This is a genomic window from Profundibacter sp. (assembly GCF_965277155.1).
Taxonomy (GTDB): Bacteria; Pseudomonadota; Alphaproteobacteria; order Rhodobacterales; family Rhodobacteraceae; genus Profundibacter.
In genome coordinates, this window is the sequence record NZ_CBDIBV010000003.1 from 47468 (window position 1) to 60903 (window position 13436).

The window sequence follows — 13436 nt, forward strand, 5'->3', positions numbered from 1 at the left end:
CTGACCCAGATAACTACTTCAAGTAACGCTTAACCCATTGTCTTAGCTGCAATAACTGAGCTGAAGGGTCACTGTTGTTGAAACGCCACTCGCATTCCTTCAAATATAGCCCAAATTGGGCCTTGGGGACACCGTTAAATCGGCGCATGTGGCGCTTGGCTTGGTTCCAGAAATTCTCGATGCCATTGATGTGGTTGTGACGGTCTGCAAAGAGCTTGGAATGGTTGATGCGAAAGTGGTGGAAGTCTGACACATCCAGCACATTATAACCGCGCCAACAATCGGAATAGACGATGGAATCCGGCACGACTTTGCGCTCTATGATCGGGATCAGAGTGGCGGATTTGGCGTCCGGGATGATCTTGGTGTAAACCTTCCCACCCCTTTTTAATATACCAAAAACGGGAATTTTACCTGCCGCACCACGCCCGCGTTTACCTTTGCGTTTGCCGCCAAAGTAGCTTTCGTCCACTTCTATTTCTCCGCCGAACATAGCTTGGCTTTCCGCCTCCAGCTCATAGGCGATTATCTCGCGCAGGCGTAGAAAATAAAACGCTGCGGTCTTGCGGTTTACACCACACAAACTGGCTGCTGTTCGTGCTGTCGATCCCGAAACAAAATGCTCCGTAAGACGGTCTTGCTTGTAGTGGCTCAGGCGACTCTTTCTCATGCTTCCCATCATAACCTCTTTTTAGGTTATCTGGGTCAGCCCCAAGTTTTATCTCCTATCCGATCAGGCGCTCATGTTCCTGCAAGGCAAAACGGTCGGTCATGCCGGCAATATAATCCGCCACCACACGGGCCAGCGCGGTCTGATCCCTGGCCGCTGCAATATCGCCCTTCCAGTGGCGCGGCAAATGTTCGGGCTGCGACAGGTAAAGCGGGAACAAATCCATCACCACTCCTGTGACCCGTTTACGCATTTCAACCACGCTGGGCGCCCGATACATGCGGGCAAACAGAAAGGCGCGGATTTCCTTCAGGTCCGCCCAAAGCGGTGCGGAAAACTGCACCACCGGCGCACCCGCCGCCCGCACATCTTCAACCCGCTGCGGATCAAGCGCGGCAATCAGGCGCCGGCTTTCGGCAATCACATCCGAAACCATCACCCCGAACACCCGCCGCAGGGCCTCGTGACGGCGCCGGTAACTGCCCAGATCGGGATAAAGCGCATCCACCTCGGCATAACAACCACCGATGATCGGCAGGGCGCAGATGTCGTCATCGGTGAATAATTCCGCGCGAAGTCCGTCCTGTAAGTCATGGTTATTATAGGAAATATCGTCAGACAAGGCCGCCACCTGCGCCTCGGCACTGGCGTAGGTTCCCAGCTCCAGATCGTGGCACGCGTTGTATTCGGCCAGCGCATAGGGCAACGCGCCCGTCACGGGTCCGTTGTGTTTGGCCAATGCCTCCAGCGTTTCCCACGTAAGGTTCAGCCCGTCCCATTCGGCGTAATGGCGCTCCAGCGATGTGACGATGCGGATGGCCTGTGCGTTGTGGTCAAAACCGCCATAAGGTGCCATGCAGTCGGCCAGCGCGTCCTCGCCAGTATGACCGAACGGCGTGTGCCCCAGATCATGCGCCAGCGCCACCGCTTCGGTCAGCTCGCCATTCAGCCCCAGCGCGCCCGCAATCGTGCGGGCCACTTGCGCCACCTCGATCGAATGGGTCAGGCGGGTGCGGAAATAATCGCCCTCGTGTTCGACAAAAACCTGTGTCTTGTGTTTTAGCCGCCGGAATGCCGAAGCATGGATGATCCGGTCGCGATCACGTTGAAAACACGACCGAAACGCGCTTTCTTCTTCTGGATATAGCCGTCCGCGCGCATGGGCCGGAATGGATGCGTATTTCTCAAGCATGTCCCCTGCCTGTTGTCGCCCTTGGTTGGAATGCTTATATGTCAGTTCAAACAGGAATGAAACGGGACGATTTCACCATGATGGACCTAACCCTACCCCCCAAAGTCACCGACCGCGCCTTTGCACGGCTGGCCGAGATCAATGATGGGAATGATGCCAAAGTGCTGCGCGTTGCGGTCGAGGGTGGCGGCTGTTCCGGTTTCCAATATGAAATCACGCTGGACGAGGTGGCCGAGGGCGACCTAGTGATCGAAGGTGCCGGACAAAAGGTGGTGGTGGACGAGGTATCCTTGCCGTTTTTATCCAACGCCGTAATCGATTTTTCCGATGAATTGATCGGTGCGCGGTTTGTCATCGACAACCCGAACGCAACCAGCAGCTGCGGCTGCGGCACGTCCTTTTCCATGTAAGGGGGAGCGCAGGCGCGTTTTTCCCACTTGACGCGAAAAAGGCAAGCCTTAGCTGGCCAGCGCCAACGCCTCGAACCCGCGGGCAATGCGTCTGGCGGGTGTTTTTTGTGCCGTGCTCTTGCTGATCCCTGGAAATAGTTCTTCCAACTCGTTCAACAACGCAGTGTTGTCACCACACAGGTATTCACCAACCAGAAAACTCTCGCTTGCGGCACCTTCGGCAAAGATCACCTCGTGGGCGTCAAACATCAGGTGGAAATACTGCACCTCGTTGCAAGGATCGCGCAGAATTGTGCTGTCGTTCAGCAGGTTAACGGCGGCGCACAGCACCTCGTCCTCGCCAAAGAAGAGTAATGCCCGAAAGTTGGTGATGGGGTGATTGGGTGGCATATCATGGCGGTGTTGACGCGCCGCGATTCTCAGAGAGAAAAGGATATGCCACATGGAAGACGATACTATTTTGGAGTTTACCGATCCAGCCGGAATTTCACCTGATCCGCTGACGGATATCTTGCGCAAAGGCGCGCGGGATCTGTTGGCACAGGCGGTCGAGGCCGAGGTTTGTGATCTGATGGCGCAACACGCGCATTTGAGGGATTCGGCCGGTCGCCAGCGCCTTGTTCGCCACGGATACCTGCCGGAGCGCGAGGTGATGACGGGGATCGGCCCTGTCCCGGTGAATGTGCCTCGGGTGCGTGATCGTGGCACGGGGGCGGAGAAGATCAGGTTCACCTCGACGCTTCTGCCGCCGTATCTGCGCCGGGCAAAGTCGGTCGAGGAGTTGTTGCCCTGGCTCTATCTCAAAGGTATTTCCACGGGTGATTTCGGCGAAGCACTGGCGGCCCTTCTGGGGCCTGATGCGGGTGGTTTGACATCGAGCACGATTTCGCGCCTGAAGGCGGAGTGGTGGGCAGAATACGAGCGTTGGAACCGGCGTGACCTGTCGGCCAAACGCTATGTGTATTTCTGGGCCGACGGGGTTTATTTCAAGCCGCGCACGGATGCTGACAAGCAATGCATGCTGGTGATCATCGGCGCGGACGAGTGGGGTAACAAGGATGTTCTGGGCCTCGTGGACGGGTATCGAGAAAGCAGCCAGAGCTGGCGTGAACTGCTGCTGGACTTGCAACGTCGTGGCCTCAGAAAAGCCCCTGATCTGGCCGTTGGTGATGGCGCGCTCGGCTTCTGGAACGCCTTGCGGGAGGTGTTCGGTGAGACCCGGGAGCAGCGCTGCTGGGTGCATAAAACCGGCAACGTCCTGAATGCCATGCCGAAGTCGCTGCAAGCCAAAGCCAAGGGCCATCTACAGGACATCTGGATGGCCGAGAACAAACGGGACGCCGAGGCCGCGTTCAATTTCTTCATCGAAGCCTATGGCGTGAAATACGAGCGTGCCGTGGGGAAGCTGACCAAGGACCGGGACGTGCTGCTGACCTTCTACGACTTCCCTGCCGAGCACTGGAAACACATCCGCACATCCAACCCCATCGAAAGCATATTTGCCACCGTGCGGCACCGAACGAAGAAGACCAAAGGCTGCCTCGGGCGCAAGACCGCCTTGGCAATGACCTTCCGCCTGATGATGTCGGCAAAGAAGAAATGGCGTAAACTCGACGGCGCATTCCGATTGCCGGAAATCATCGAAGGGGTTGAATTTAAGGACGGGATCAAGCAGGAAAAACATGCCGCCTGATTACTGCGTCACCAACTTTTGGGCATAGCTCAAGCGAACCGGGATCCCATGTAATTGCATGGCTAGACGGTTTGCCCGGGAAACCGGATGTTGGTCAGGGGAAGAATAATCTCTTTGCTCTGGCCAACAACTAACATTGCGGTCTGTCCTCATCCCCATTAGGTGGCCGCATTCTAAAACGGTGTGATCCTTGCCCGGATCGCACCGTTTTTCATTTGGCAACCACATAACATAGAATAAAGGCCCCTCCCGATCATGTCGGAAAGGGCCATTCTGTTTCTCGCTATTCGGGTAATACCCTAGCTGTTCATCTTTGCAACTTCTGCGGCAAAGTCTTCTTCTTTCTTCTCGATTCCCTCGCCCACTTCCAGACGGGCAAAACCGGTGATTTCAACGCCGGCTTCTTTGGCGGCGGCGGCAACGGTCAGGTCAGGGTTCACGACAAAAGACTGACCAAGCAGCGTCACTTCCGACAGGAATTTTTTCATCCGGCCAATGATCATCTTTTCGATCACTTGCTCGGGCTTGCCGGATTCGCGGGCTTGTTGGGTCAGAATTTCTTTTTCATGTTCGACAACGGCCGCGTCCAGATCATCCTCGGACAAGGATGCAGGGTTTACAGCTGCGATGTGCATCGCAACCTGACGGCCGAACGCCTCGTTGTCGCCCTTCAGCGCAACCAGCACGCCGATTTTACCCATATCTTCAACCACTGCATTGTGCACGTAGGACACAACCTGTTCGCCTTCCAAAACGGCCATACGGCGCACCGACATATTTTCACCAATCACGGCAATTTTGTCGGTGACAACTTCTGCAACAGTCTTACCACCCATATCGGCGGCAAGCAGTGCATCAATATCATCAACTGTTAATGCAACTTTGGCGATACCACCTACCATTGTTTGAAATTCAGCGTTTTTACCAACAAAGTCAGTTTCCGAGTTCACCTCGACAGCCACACCTTTGCCGCCTTCTACACAAACTGCAACCAGACCTTCAGCAGCCGTACGGCCCGATTTCTTGGCCGCTTTGGCCAGACCTTTGGTGCGCAGCCAATCAACCGCAGCTTCCATGTCACCGCCGTTTTCGACCAGTGCTTTCTTTGCGTCCATCATGCCAGCGCCAGTGCTGTCACGAAGTTCTTTTACCATTGCAGCTGTAATCGCCATCATGGATCTCCTGAAATAAATATCAAATGCGGGGTGCGGCCAAAACCGCACCCTATCTGTTTGGTTTAGCCTTCGGCAGCGGCTTTTTCGTCTTTGGCCGGCTCTTTAGCTTTTTCTTCGACAGCAGGTTTTGCTTCTTCTGCAGTTTCTACAACCACTTCTGCTACGACTTCTTCAACCGGTGCTTCTTCCATTTCGCCCAGATCGATACCGGCAGCGCCCATTTGCGCGGTCATACCGTCCAGCGCAGCGCGGGCCATCAGATCGCAATAAAGCGAAATGGCGCGTGATGCGTCGTCGTTGCCCGGTATAATATAGTCGATACCATCCGGGTTGCAGTTGGAGTCAACCACAGCCACAACCGGAATGCCCAGCTTGTTGGCTTCGGCAATAGCCAGATCTTCTTTGCGAACGTCGATTACAAAGATCAGGTCAGGCGTGGTACCCATTTCCCGGATGCCGCCCAGGCTGGCTTGCAGTTTGGCCTGCTCGCGCTCGATGCCCAGACGTTCTTTCTTGGTCAGACCCTCGGCGCCGCCTTCCAGCAGTTCGTCGTGATCTTTCAAGCGTTTGATCGATTTCGAAATGGTCTGCCAGTTGGTCAGCGTGCCGCCCAGCCAGCGGTGGTTCATGTAATACTGTGCGCATTTTTCAGCAGCGTCAGCAATCGGGCCAGCGGCCTGACGTTTGGTGCCGACGAACAGAATCCGGCCGCCCTTTGCAGCAACATCGCGAACAGCCTGCAGGGCCTGGTCCAGCATCGGAACAGTTTGCGTCAGGTCGAGGATGTGGATGCCGTTGCGTGATCCATAGATGAACGGTGCCATCTTGGGATTCCAGCGTTGTGTCTGGTGGCCAAAGTGTACGCCAGCTTCAAGCAGCTGCCGCATGGTAAATTCAGGAAGCGCCATGCTTATAGTCCTTTTTTTCCGGTTTCGTTGCCTAGGGCGGGGTAATCAGGGCAAATGCCCAACCGGCGGACCTAACGGGATTTCTCCCCGTGTCGGCCCAGCCCCGCCTGCGGAGTTGATTTCGCGCGTATACAAAGGGGGTAAGTGATACGCAAGCCCTATTTTGCAGGATGATCCGGCAAATTTACAGAAACACCCGTTCAAAGAACCAGTAGGCGCCGATCGCGGCAATAATCAGCGATGCGGGGATGGATATGCGGCTGCGATACCACGGTTTGTCGCGAAACCACATGCCAACGGCCAGAAACGCCAGCGAGATAACCGTCAACTGGCCAAATTCCACCCCGATATTAAACCCTATCAAGGCCGGAAAAAACTGATCGTCAGGTATGCCCAATTCCCCCAGAACCGAGGCAAACCCCAATCCGTGCAGCAATCCAAACCCGAAAATCACCAAGGGCCGCCAACGGCTCATTCCGGTGGTGAATACATTTTCAACCGCCACATAGGTGATCGAGGCCGCGATCAATGGCTCGACGATGGATGCGGGCACCAAAACCCAGCCCATCGCGCCAAAGGCCAGAGATACCGTATGGGCCAGCGTGAAGGCCGAAACCTGCCACAACAAGGGACGCAGGTGGGTCGACAGGAAAAACAGCCCCAATACGAACAGGATATGGTCCAGACCTTTTGGCAGAATGTGGTCAAACCCGATTGGAATATAATGCAGAAACGTTTGCCACCCTGCCTGCTGAAACACGGCACTTGTCACCAAAGCGGCCAGCAAAACAGCCGCAAAAAGCGCAGCAATCGCCTGCTTTCCCGACATGCTTTGTATATTCTGCATCAAAACCCCGATCATGGTTGCGCTATTTGATATACTGAAAAGGCCCCCCCAGACAAGCCGGAACCATATCTTGCCTTTGTCCTGCGCGCGCGTCACATATAGGCCCATGAACAACACACCAGACATCCTGTGCATCGGCAGCGTTCTATGGGACGTGATCGGCCGTTCTGCCAGTCATATGCGTATCGGCTCGGACGTGCCCGGCCGTATCACCCGCCTGCCCGGTGGCGTGGCAATGAACATCGCCATGACCCTGCGCCGGTTTGGTCTAACCCCTGCCCTGCTGACCACCATCGGCAAGGATGAAGAGGGGCGCGAACTGTTGGCGGCCTGTCAAAGCATGGGCATGAATTGCGATTACGTTTACCTGTCCGAAGACCTGCCGACAGACCGTTACATGGCGATTGAAGGCGCAAACGGGCTGATCGCCGCCATCGCGGACGCCCATTCGCTCGAGGCCGCAGGCGACAAAATCCTGCGCCCGCTGGAAAATGGCCGTCTTGGCAGTGCGAAATCCCCCTATACCGGTTTGATCGCACTGGACGGAAACCTGACACTGGCCTTGCTGGAAACCATCAGCAAAAGCCCGCTTTTTGCCGCCGCCGACCTGCGCGTTGCACCTGCATCCCCCGGCAAGGCCGAGCGACTGGCGCCATTACTTTCCCATCTGCATGCCACGCTTTACGTCAATCTGGAAGAGGCAGGCCTTCTGTGCCAGACCACCTTTGAAAGCTCGGAACAGGCCGCGCGCGCCCTGCTGGAGCGTGGCGCACATGGTATTCTTGTGACCGACGGGGGCAACCTAGCCTCGGTCGGGCGCAAGGGCCGCGTAATAGCTCAAACACCGCCCGAAGTTCTGGTGACCCGCGTCACTGGGGCGGGCGATACCTTTATGGCCGCCCATATCGCCGCCGAAATCCGTGGTGAAATACCTAAACAGGCGTTAAACAGCGCCCTTCAGGCCGCCGCCACCTATGTATCCGGAGAAACACCCCTATGACCATCCCCATGCAGTTTTCCCCCGAAGTCGCCACCGCATTGGCCGACGGCACCCCCGTTGTGGCGCTGGAAAGCACGATCATAACCCACGGTATGCCCTACCCGCAAAACGTGGAAACCGCCCGCAAGGTGGAAACCGTGGTGCGGGATGGTGGGGCAACTCCGGCGACCATCGCCGTTTTGAACGGGATGTTGCATATCGGGCTGACGGATAAGGAACTGGAAACCCTTGCGCAGACCAAAGACGTTGCCAAACTGTCGCGCGCGGATATTGCCGCCTGTCTGGCAACGGGCGGCACTGGCGCAACCACGGTTGCCGCCACCATGATCGCCGCCGATCAGGCCGGTATCCGCGTGTTTGCCACTGGCGGCATTGGCGGCGTGCATCGCGGTGCGGAAACCACCTTCGATATTTCCGCCGACCTGTACGAACTGGCCCAGACGCCTGTTACCGTGGTGGCCGCCGGACCAAAGGCCATTCTGGATGTGCCCAAAACGCTGGAAGTTCTGGAAACATTAGGTGTGCCGGTTATCACCTTTAATCAAAACGATATTCCGGCATTCTGGTCGCGCTCATCCGGCTTGCCCAGCCCCCTGCGGATGGACAATGCCTCGGACATTGCCAAAGCGCAGATTATGCGCGGGAAACTGGGCCTGCCCGGTGGCCAACTTGTTAACAATCCGATCCCCGCAGCGGATGAGATCCCGCAGGCCGATTTTGCCCCGATCATTCAGCGGGCACTGGACGAGGCCGAAGCGCAGAAAATTTCCGCCAAATCCGTCACCCCGTTCCTGTTGCAACGAATATTCGAGCTGACCGACGGGGCATCCTTAACCGCAAATATCGCGCTGGTAATGAATAATGCGGCATTAGCGGCTGAAATTGCAGTTGAATTTGCCCGAAACGCTGCTTAGGTCATTGTGTACCGCTTATCCAGTACCTAATGGCGCTTTGAAACCAATGAACTGCATATTCCCATGCCCAAACTGAAAAACCTGACACCGCCCCCACCCGAGCGCCGCAAACGCCGGTGGCTGACAGCACTGCGCAACAACTTCTTTACCGGTCTGGTGGTTGTTGCCCCGATCGGCATGACATTGTGGCTGGTCTGGGCAGTAACTGGCAAAATCGACGGGATGGTACTGCCCTTCATACCAGAAACCTTTAATCCCAAAAGTTACATCGGCATTGATCTGCGCGGCATCGGGGTGATTATTTTCCTTGTCTTCACCGTGATCATCGGCTGGATGACAAAGGGTATCATGGGCAAATCCCTGTTGAACTGGGGCGAAGACCTGGTTGACCGGATGCCGGTGGTGCGCTCGGTCTATAACGGATTGAAACAATTGGCAGAAACGGTTTTTGCCCAATCCGAAACGTCATTTGATAAGGTCTGCCTGGTGGAATACCCGCGCAAAGGCATCTGGGCGGTGGCGTTTATTTCCACCACCACCAAGGGGGAAGTGAACCAGAAAATTCCGGTTAATGAGCAAATGATATCAGTGTTTCTGCCGACCACGCCCAACCCGACATCCGGTTTTTTGCTGTTCGTGCCGCAGTCCGATTTGATTGAACTGGATATGAGCGTGGGCGATGCGATGAAGTTGGTAATTTCGGCCGGCCTGGTTTATCCGACCACCAAAGACGAGGATCAGCCGCTTTTGCCATTGGATGAGCCAAGCAAATAGTGTTGCCTGACTTCACCACAAAAAGCCGTTACATGGAGTAATGCCCGAAAGTTGGTGATGGGGTGATTGGGTGGCATATCATGGCGGTGTTGACGCGCCGCGATTCTCAGAGAGAAAAGGATATGCCACATGGAAGACGATACTATTTTGGAGTTTACCGATCCAGCCGGAATTTCACCTGATCCGCTGACGGATATCTTGCGCAAAGGCGCGCGGGATCTGTTGGCACAGGCGGTCGAGGCCGAGGTTTGTGATCTGATGGCGCAACACGCGCATTTGAGGGATTCGGCCGGTCGCCAGCGCCTTGTTCGCCACGGATACCTGCCGGAGCGCGAGGTGATGACGGGGATCGGCCCTGTCCCGGTGAATGTGCCTCGGGTGCGTGATCGTGGCACGGGGGCGGAGAAGATCAGGTTCACCTCGACGCTTCTGCCGCCGTATCTGCGCCGGGCAAAGTCGGTCGAGGAGTTGTTGCCCTGGCTCTATCTCAAAGGTATTTCCACGGGTGATTTCGGCGAAGCACTGGCGGCCCTTCTGGGGCCTGATGCGGGTGGTTTGACATCGAGCACGATTTCGCGCCTGAAGGCGGAGTGGTGGGCAGAATACGAGCGTTGGAACCGGCGTGACCTGTCGGCCAAACGCTATGTGTATTTCTGGGCCGACGGGGTTTATTTCAAGCCGCGCACGGATGCTGACAAGCAATGCATGCTGGTGATCATCGGCGCGGACGAGTGGGGTAACAAGGATGTTCTGGGCCTCGTGGACGGGTATCGAGAAAGCAGCCAGAGCTGGCGTGAACTGCTGCTGGACTTGCAACGTCGTGGCCTCAGAAAAGCCCCTGATCTGGCCGTTGGTGATGGCGCGCTCGGCTTCTGGAACGCCTTGCGGGAGGTGTTCGGTGAGACCCGGGAGCAGCGCTGCTGGGTGCATAAAACCGGCAACGTCCTGAATGCCATGCCGAAGTCGCTGCAAGCCAAAGCCAAGGGCCATCTACAGGACATCTGGATGGCCGAGAACAAACGGGACGCCGAGGCCGCGTTCAATTTCTTCATCGAAGCCTATGGCGTGAAATACGAGCGTGCCGTGGGGAAGCTGACCAAGGACCGGGACGTGCTGCTGACCTTCTACGACTTCCCTGCCGAGCACTGGAAACACATCCGCACATCCAACCCCATCGAAAGCATATTTGCCACCGTGCGGCACCGAACGAAGAAGACCAAAGGCTGCCTCGGGCGCAAGACCGCCTTGGCAATGACCTTCCGCCTGATGATGTCGGCAAAGAAGAAATGGCGTAAACTCGACGGCGCATTCCGATTGCCGGAAATCATCGAAGGGGTTGAATTTAAGGACGGGATCAAGCAGGAAAAACATGCCGCCTGATTACTGCGTCACCAACTTTTGGGCATAGCTCTGAGTCTTTTGCGTGAAATCCAAGCGTCTCTTATGGAGCAGGATCAAGATATTGGACCTATATTGTTGAAATGGTAGTGTCGCGAGTTTGGTGGAAATTCGAGGACGGCGTAATCTCCGGGTGCATCGAAGCCACCCAACCGGCGGCTGGAACCGCCAAGGAGATCACGCCATGACAAAGAATACAGCAACATCGACATCCGCGCTACTGGCCAATGAAGCAGGCTATGACCCGATTGAAGACCGGCTGCGCCAGAACATCCGCGCGACGATCGAGGCGGTTTTCGAAGAGGAGCTGGAGCAGTTTCTGGGCCGTTGCCGGTATGGCCGCAGCGGCGGGGCAAAGGCCGGATACCGCCACGGGCATCGCGAGCGGCAACTGGTCGGAACATTTGGAACCGAAACGGTGCGCGTGCCGCGTGCGCGGATCACAGGCGAGGCCGGCAAGGCCAGAGAATGGCGCTCGAAGGCATTGCCCCGCTACCAGCGGCTGACGAAGAAGGCCGAGGCGCTGATCGCTGCTGTCTACCTTTCGGGCACCAACACACGGCGGGTAAAACGCGCCCTGTTCGGCCTGTTTCAGGGGGCGGTCAGCAAGGATGTGGTGAGCCGCGCCTGGCGCAAGGTGAAGGTGGACTGGCAGGCGTGGTGCGCCCGCAGCCTTGCGGATGAAGACATCGTGCGGCTGATCCTGGACGGCACCGTGATCAAAACGCGGATTGACAGGAAGGCCACCAATATCTCGGTTCTGGCCGCGATTGGCGTGCGCCGGGATGGGCAGAAGGTCTTGTTATCACTGATGAACATGGGCGGCGAAAGCACCTCCGCCTGGCGTCAGTTCATCAACGATCTGGATGCGCGCGGGTTGAAACGGCCCGAATTTGTCATCGTGGACGGGGCACCGGGACTTGAGGTCGCTCTCATTGCCCTCTGGGGTGAAGATCTGCCGATCCAGAGGTGCACGGTGCACAAGCACCGCAACCTTCTGGCCAAGGCACCCAAGCGTATGCATGATGAGTTGACAGAAGATTACCGCGACATGATCTACGCCAAAACACCCGAGGAAATCGCCACCCGCCGCAAGGCATTTCTGCGAAAATGGCGGCTGAAATGCAAGGCCGTCGCTGACAGCTTGGAAGAAGCAGGAGATAAGCTTTTCACCTTCACGCGTCTGCCACAAGGCCAGTGGAAATCGGCCAGAACGACAAATGCGATCGAACGCCTGAACGAGGAATTCCGCCGCCGCATCAAGACCCAGACCGTGCTGCCATGCGCCGAGACCGTGCCGATGCTGCTTTGGGCTCTGATGGCCTCGGGGCAGATCGTCATGCGAAAGGTCGATGGCTGGGAAACGCTCGCTCAGCCCGTCGCCGACGCAACCCTTGACCAAGCCGCCTGACCGGCGCATAACTCAACCCGCTCGGAGGTGCCTGAAATCAATTTCCACCACTTTCGAGACACAACCGGAGCGGACACGGACGGTCTTTTCCACGTAGCCGTCGAAGGCCCGACCCAGGGGGCGCAGTTCGGCGCGCTCGTCTTCGAACACTTCGGTAATCGTGCGATCCTGCTGCTCGGGATGGGGACGCTCTGCCAGATCTTCGCAACGCAGACGCAGCCACGCGTTCAGCGCCTCGAGATCATCAAAGGCCGGTTCGGGAACGAACAACCGGCCCCGCAAGAACTGGACCTGGTTCTCGACCTGTCCCTTCTCCCAGCCCGCAGCGGGCGTGCAGGCCACCGGCTCCATCACATAGTGGTTCATCAAGGCCAGGAACCGGGGATGGAATATCCGCTCCTTCGAGCGCGAAACGTAGGTCACCATGGTCTTGGGGTTGTCGATGATCACCCTGCGCGGAACGCCTCCGTAAAAGGACAGCGCCTGCACGAAAGCATCCAGCACCATCTCCTGGGCTTCACCGGGATAGGCAATCACGAAAGGCTTGCGGCTGTGACACAGGCGGAAATGAGCGACCTTCACCTTCTGCTCGACACCACCCAGTACGACCCGTTCTTCGCTCCAGTCAAATTGCAGCGCGTCACCCGCCGCAAAATGCAGCGGGATAAACGCATCTCCCGAACAGGCCCCGGCGCGCTTCAACTCACGAACAAAACGCTGAACCGGCGAATAGGACCCGGTATAGCCCTCTGCCACAAGCTGCTCGTATAGCTTCTGGGCCGTCCGCCGCTCCCGGCGTGGTCGCCTCGAGTCCTGATCAAACAGTTCCTGCAGCCGAAGATCAAACCCATTGCACAGTTTGTGCCGAACTGGCGGCGCATGGCGCTGGTAGCTCGGCGGATTCTCGTCCTTCAAATACTTCTTGATCGTGTTCCGCGACAGTCCCGTCGCCCGCGCCACAGACCGGATGCTGCGCCCTTCAACCAGCACCCAGCGCCGGATCTTCGATACGCTTTCCATCAATATCACCTGCTCTTTCCTCCG

The 13436-nt window shown here is 56.9% G+C and carries 13 protein-coding genes and 1 pseudogene; 7 read left to right on the forward strand and 7 right to left on the reverse strand.

All coding sequences use genetic code 11. From position 1 onward, the window contains the following. Positions 1-13 precede the first annotated feature (13 nt). Both ACQY4M_RS01680 and ACQY4M_RS01685 read right to left on the reverse strand, forming a co-directional pair. A complete protein-coding gene (locus ACQY4M_RS01680) occupies positions 14-670 on the reverse strand; it encodes an IS1595 family transposase (protein WP_428539609.1) in 657 nt (218 codons plus the stop codon). Positions 671-725: 55 nt separating this feature from the next. Further along, the gene (locus ACQY4M_RS01685) at positions 726-1862 is read right to left on the reverse strand and encodes a deoxyguanosinetriphosphate triphosphohydrolase (protein ID WP_428540007.1); all 1137 of its coding nucleotides are present in this window, start codon (positions 1860-1862) and stop codon (positions 726-728) included. Between the two features lie 80 nt (positions 1863-1942). Between ACQY4M_RS01685 and ACQY4M_RS01690 the strand changes: the two genes are divergently transcribed. Next, positions 1943-2272, forward strand: coding sequence for a HesB/IscA family protein (locus ACQY4M_RS01690; protein ID WP_428540149.1), 330 nt, complete (start codon positions 1943-1945; stop codon positions 2270-2272). A 48-nt stretch (positions 2273-2320) separates the two neighbouring features. On the opposite strand, the gene ACQY4M_RS01695 is transcribed toward ACQY4M_RS01690, so the two are convergent. Next, positions 2321-2662 carry a Hint domain-containing protein gene (locus ACQY4M_RS01695; RefSeq protein ID WP_428540010.1) on the reverse strand — a complete coding sequence of 114 codons (342 nt, stop codon included), beginning with the start codon at positions 2660-2662 and terminating at the stop codon, positions 2321-2323. A gap of 52 nt (positions 2663-2714) precedes the next feature. Between ACQY4M_RS01695 and ACQY4M_RS01700 the strand changes: the two genes are divergently transcribed. Next, positions 2715-3965, forward strand: a complete 1251-nt coding sequence (locus ACQY4M_RS01700; RefSeq protein ID WP_428539230.1) for an IS256 family transposase — start codon at positions 2715-2717, stop codon at positions 3963-3965. 299 nt (positions 3966-4264) lie between these two features. On the opposite strand, the gene tsf is transcribed toward ACQY4M_RS01700, so the two are convergent. The 3 genes and pseudogenes from tsf to ACQY4M_RS01715 form a co-directional block, all read right to left on the reverse strand. Further along, the gene (gene tsf, locus ACQY4M_RS01705; RefSeq protein WP_428540013.1) at positions 4265-5137 is read right to left on the reverse strand and encodes a translation elongation factor Ts; all 873 of its coding nucleotides are present in this window, start codon (positions 5135-5137) and stop codon (positions 4265-4267) included. A gap of 65 nt (positions 5138-5202) precedes the next feature. Further along, complete coding sequence (gene rpsB, locus ACQY4M_RS01710; protein ID WP_428540016.1) at positions 5203-6048, reverse strand: 30S ribosomal protein S2; 846 nt, start codon at positions 6046-6048, stop codon at positions 5203-5205. A 184-nt stretch (positions 6049-6232) separates the two neighbouring features. Next, a pseudogene (locus ACQY4M_RS01715) lies at positions 6233-6787 on the reverse strand (HupE/UreJ family protein); the annotation flags it as partial. Between the two features lie 214 nt (positions 6788-7001). Here ACQY4M_RS01715 and ACQY4M_RS01720 point away from each other — a divergent pair. From ACQY4M_RS01720 to ACQY4M_RS01740, 5 genes are all read left to right on the forward strand, one after another. Next, on the forward strand, positions 7002-7895 hold the full coding sequence (locus ACQY4M_RS01720) for a PfkB family carbohydrate kinase (RefSeq protein WP_428540019.1): 894 nt from the start codon (positions 7002-7004) through the stop codon (positions 7893-7895). Next, positions 7892-8809 (forward strand): pseudouridine-5'-phosphate glycosidase, encoded by a 918-nt coding sequence (locus ACQY4M_RS01725; RefSeq protein ID WP_428540022.1) that lies wholly within the window; start codon positions 7892-7894, stop codon positions 8807-8809. Before ACQY4M_RS01720 ends, ACQY4M_RS01725 begins: the two co-directional genes overlap by 4 nt. A gap of 63 nt (positions 8810-8872) precedes the next feature. Beyond that, positions 8873-9583 (forward strand): DUF502 domain-containing protein, encoded by a 711-nt coding sequence (locus tag ACQY4M_RS01730; RefSeq protein WP_428540025.1) that lies wholly within the window; start codon positions 8873-8875, stop codon positions 9581-9583. A gap of 129 nt (positions 9584-9712) precedes the next feature. Further along, positions 9713-10963, forward strand: coding sequence for an IS256 family transposase (locus tag ACQY4M_RS01735; protein WP_428539230.1), 1251 nt, complete (start codon positions 9713-9715; stop codon positions 10961-10963). 202 nt (positions 10964-11165) lie between these two features. Next, positions 11166-12392, forward strand: a complete 1227-nt coding sequence (locus ACQY4M_RS01740; protein ID WP_428539582.1) for an IS256 family transposase — start codon at positions 11166-11168, stop codon at positions 12390-12392. Between the two features lie 12 nt (positions 12393-12404). On the opposite strand, the gene istA is transcribed toward ACQY4M_RS01740, so the two are convergent. Further along, complete coding sequence (gene istA / locus ACQY4M_RS01745) at positions 12405-13412, reverse strand: IS21 family transposase (RefSeq protein ID WP_428540028.1); 1008 nt, start codon at positions 13410-13412, stop codon at positions 12405-12407. Between the last annotated feature and the right edge of the window lie 24 nt (positions 13413-13436).

What these genes read in the sequence shown, in the direction of transcription:
- ACQY4M_RS01730 (WP_428540025.1), top strand. Translation starts at nt 8,873, where the DNA reads ATGCCCAAACTGAAAAACCTGACACCGCCCCCACCCGAGCGCCGCAAA.
- ACQY4M_RS01690 (WP_428540149.1), top strand. Translation starts at nt 1,943, where the DNA reads ATGGACCTAACCCTACCCCCCAAAGTCACCGACCGCGCCTTTGCACGG.
- rpsB (WP_428540016.1), bottom strand. Translation starts at nt 6,048, where the DNA reads ATGGCGCTTCCTGAATTTACCATGCGGCAGCTGCTTGAAGCTGGCGTA.
- istA (WP_428540028.1), bottom strand. Translation starts at nt 13,412, where the DNA reads ATGGAAAGCGTATCGAAGATCCGGCGCTGGGTGCTGGTTGAAGGGCGC.
- ACQY4M_RS01680 (WP_428539609.1), bottom strand. Translation starts at nt 670, where the DNA reads ATGAGAAAGAGTCGCCTGAGCCACTACAAGCAAGACCGTCTTACGGAG.
- ACQY4M_RS01685 (WP_428540007.1), bottom strand. Translation starts at nt 1,862, where the DNA reads ATGCTTGAGAAATACGCATCCATTCCGGCCCATGCGCGCGGACGGCTA.
- ACQY4M_RS01700 (WP_428539230.1), top strand. Translation starts at nt 2,715, where the DNA reads ATGGAAGACGATACTATTTTGGAGTTTACCGATCCAGCCGGAATTTCA.
- ACQY4M_RS01740 (WP_428539582.1), top strand. Translation starts at nt 11,166, where the DNA reads ATGACAAAGAATACAGCAACATCGACATCCGCGCTACTGGCCAATGAA.
- ACQY4M_RS01735 (WP_428539230.1), top strand. Translation starts at nt 9,713, where the DNA reads ATGGAAGACGATACTATTTTGGAGTTTACCGATCCAGCCGGAATTTCA.
- ACQY4M_RS01695 (WP_428540010.1), bottom strand. Translation starts at nt 2,662, where the DNA reads ATGCCACCCAATCACCCCATCACCAACTTTCGGGCATTACTCTTCTTT.
- ACQY4M_RS01725 (WP_428540022.1), top strand. Translation starts at nt 7,892, where the DNA reads ATGACCATCCCCATGCAGTTTTCCCCCGAAGTCGCCACCGCATTGGCC.
- tsf (WP_428540013.1), bottom strand. Translation starts at nt 5,137, where the DNA reads ATGGCGATTACAGCTGCAATGGTAAAAGAACTTCGTGACAGCACTGGC.
- ACQY4M_RS01720 (WP_428540019.1), top strand. Translation starts at nt 7,002, where the DNA reads ATGAACAACACACCAGACATCCTGTGCATCGGCAGCGTTCTATGGGAC.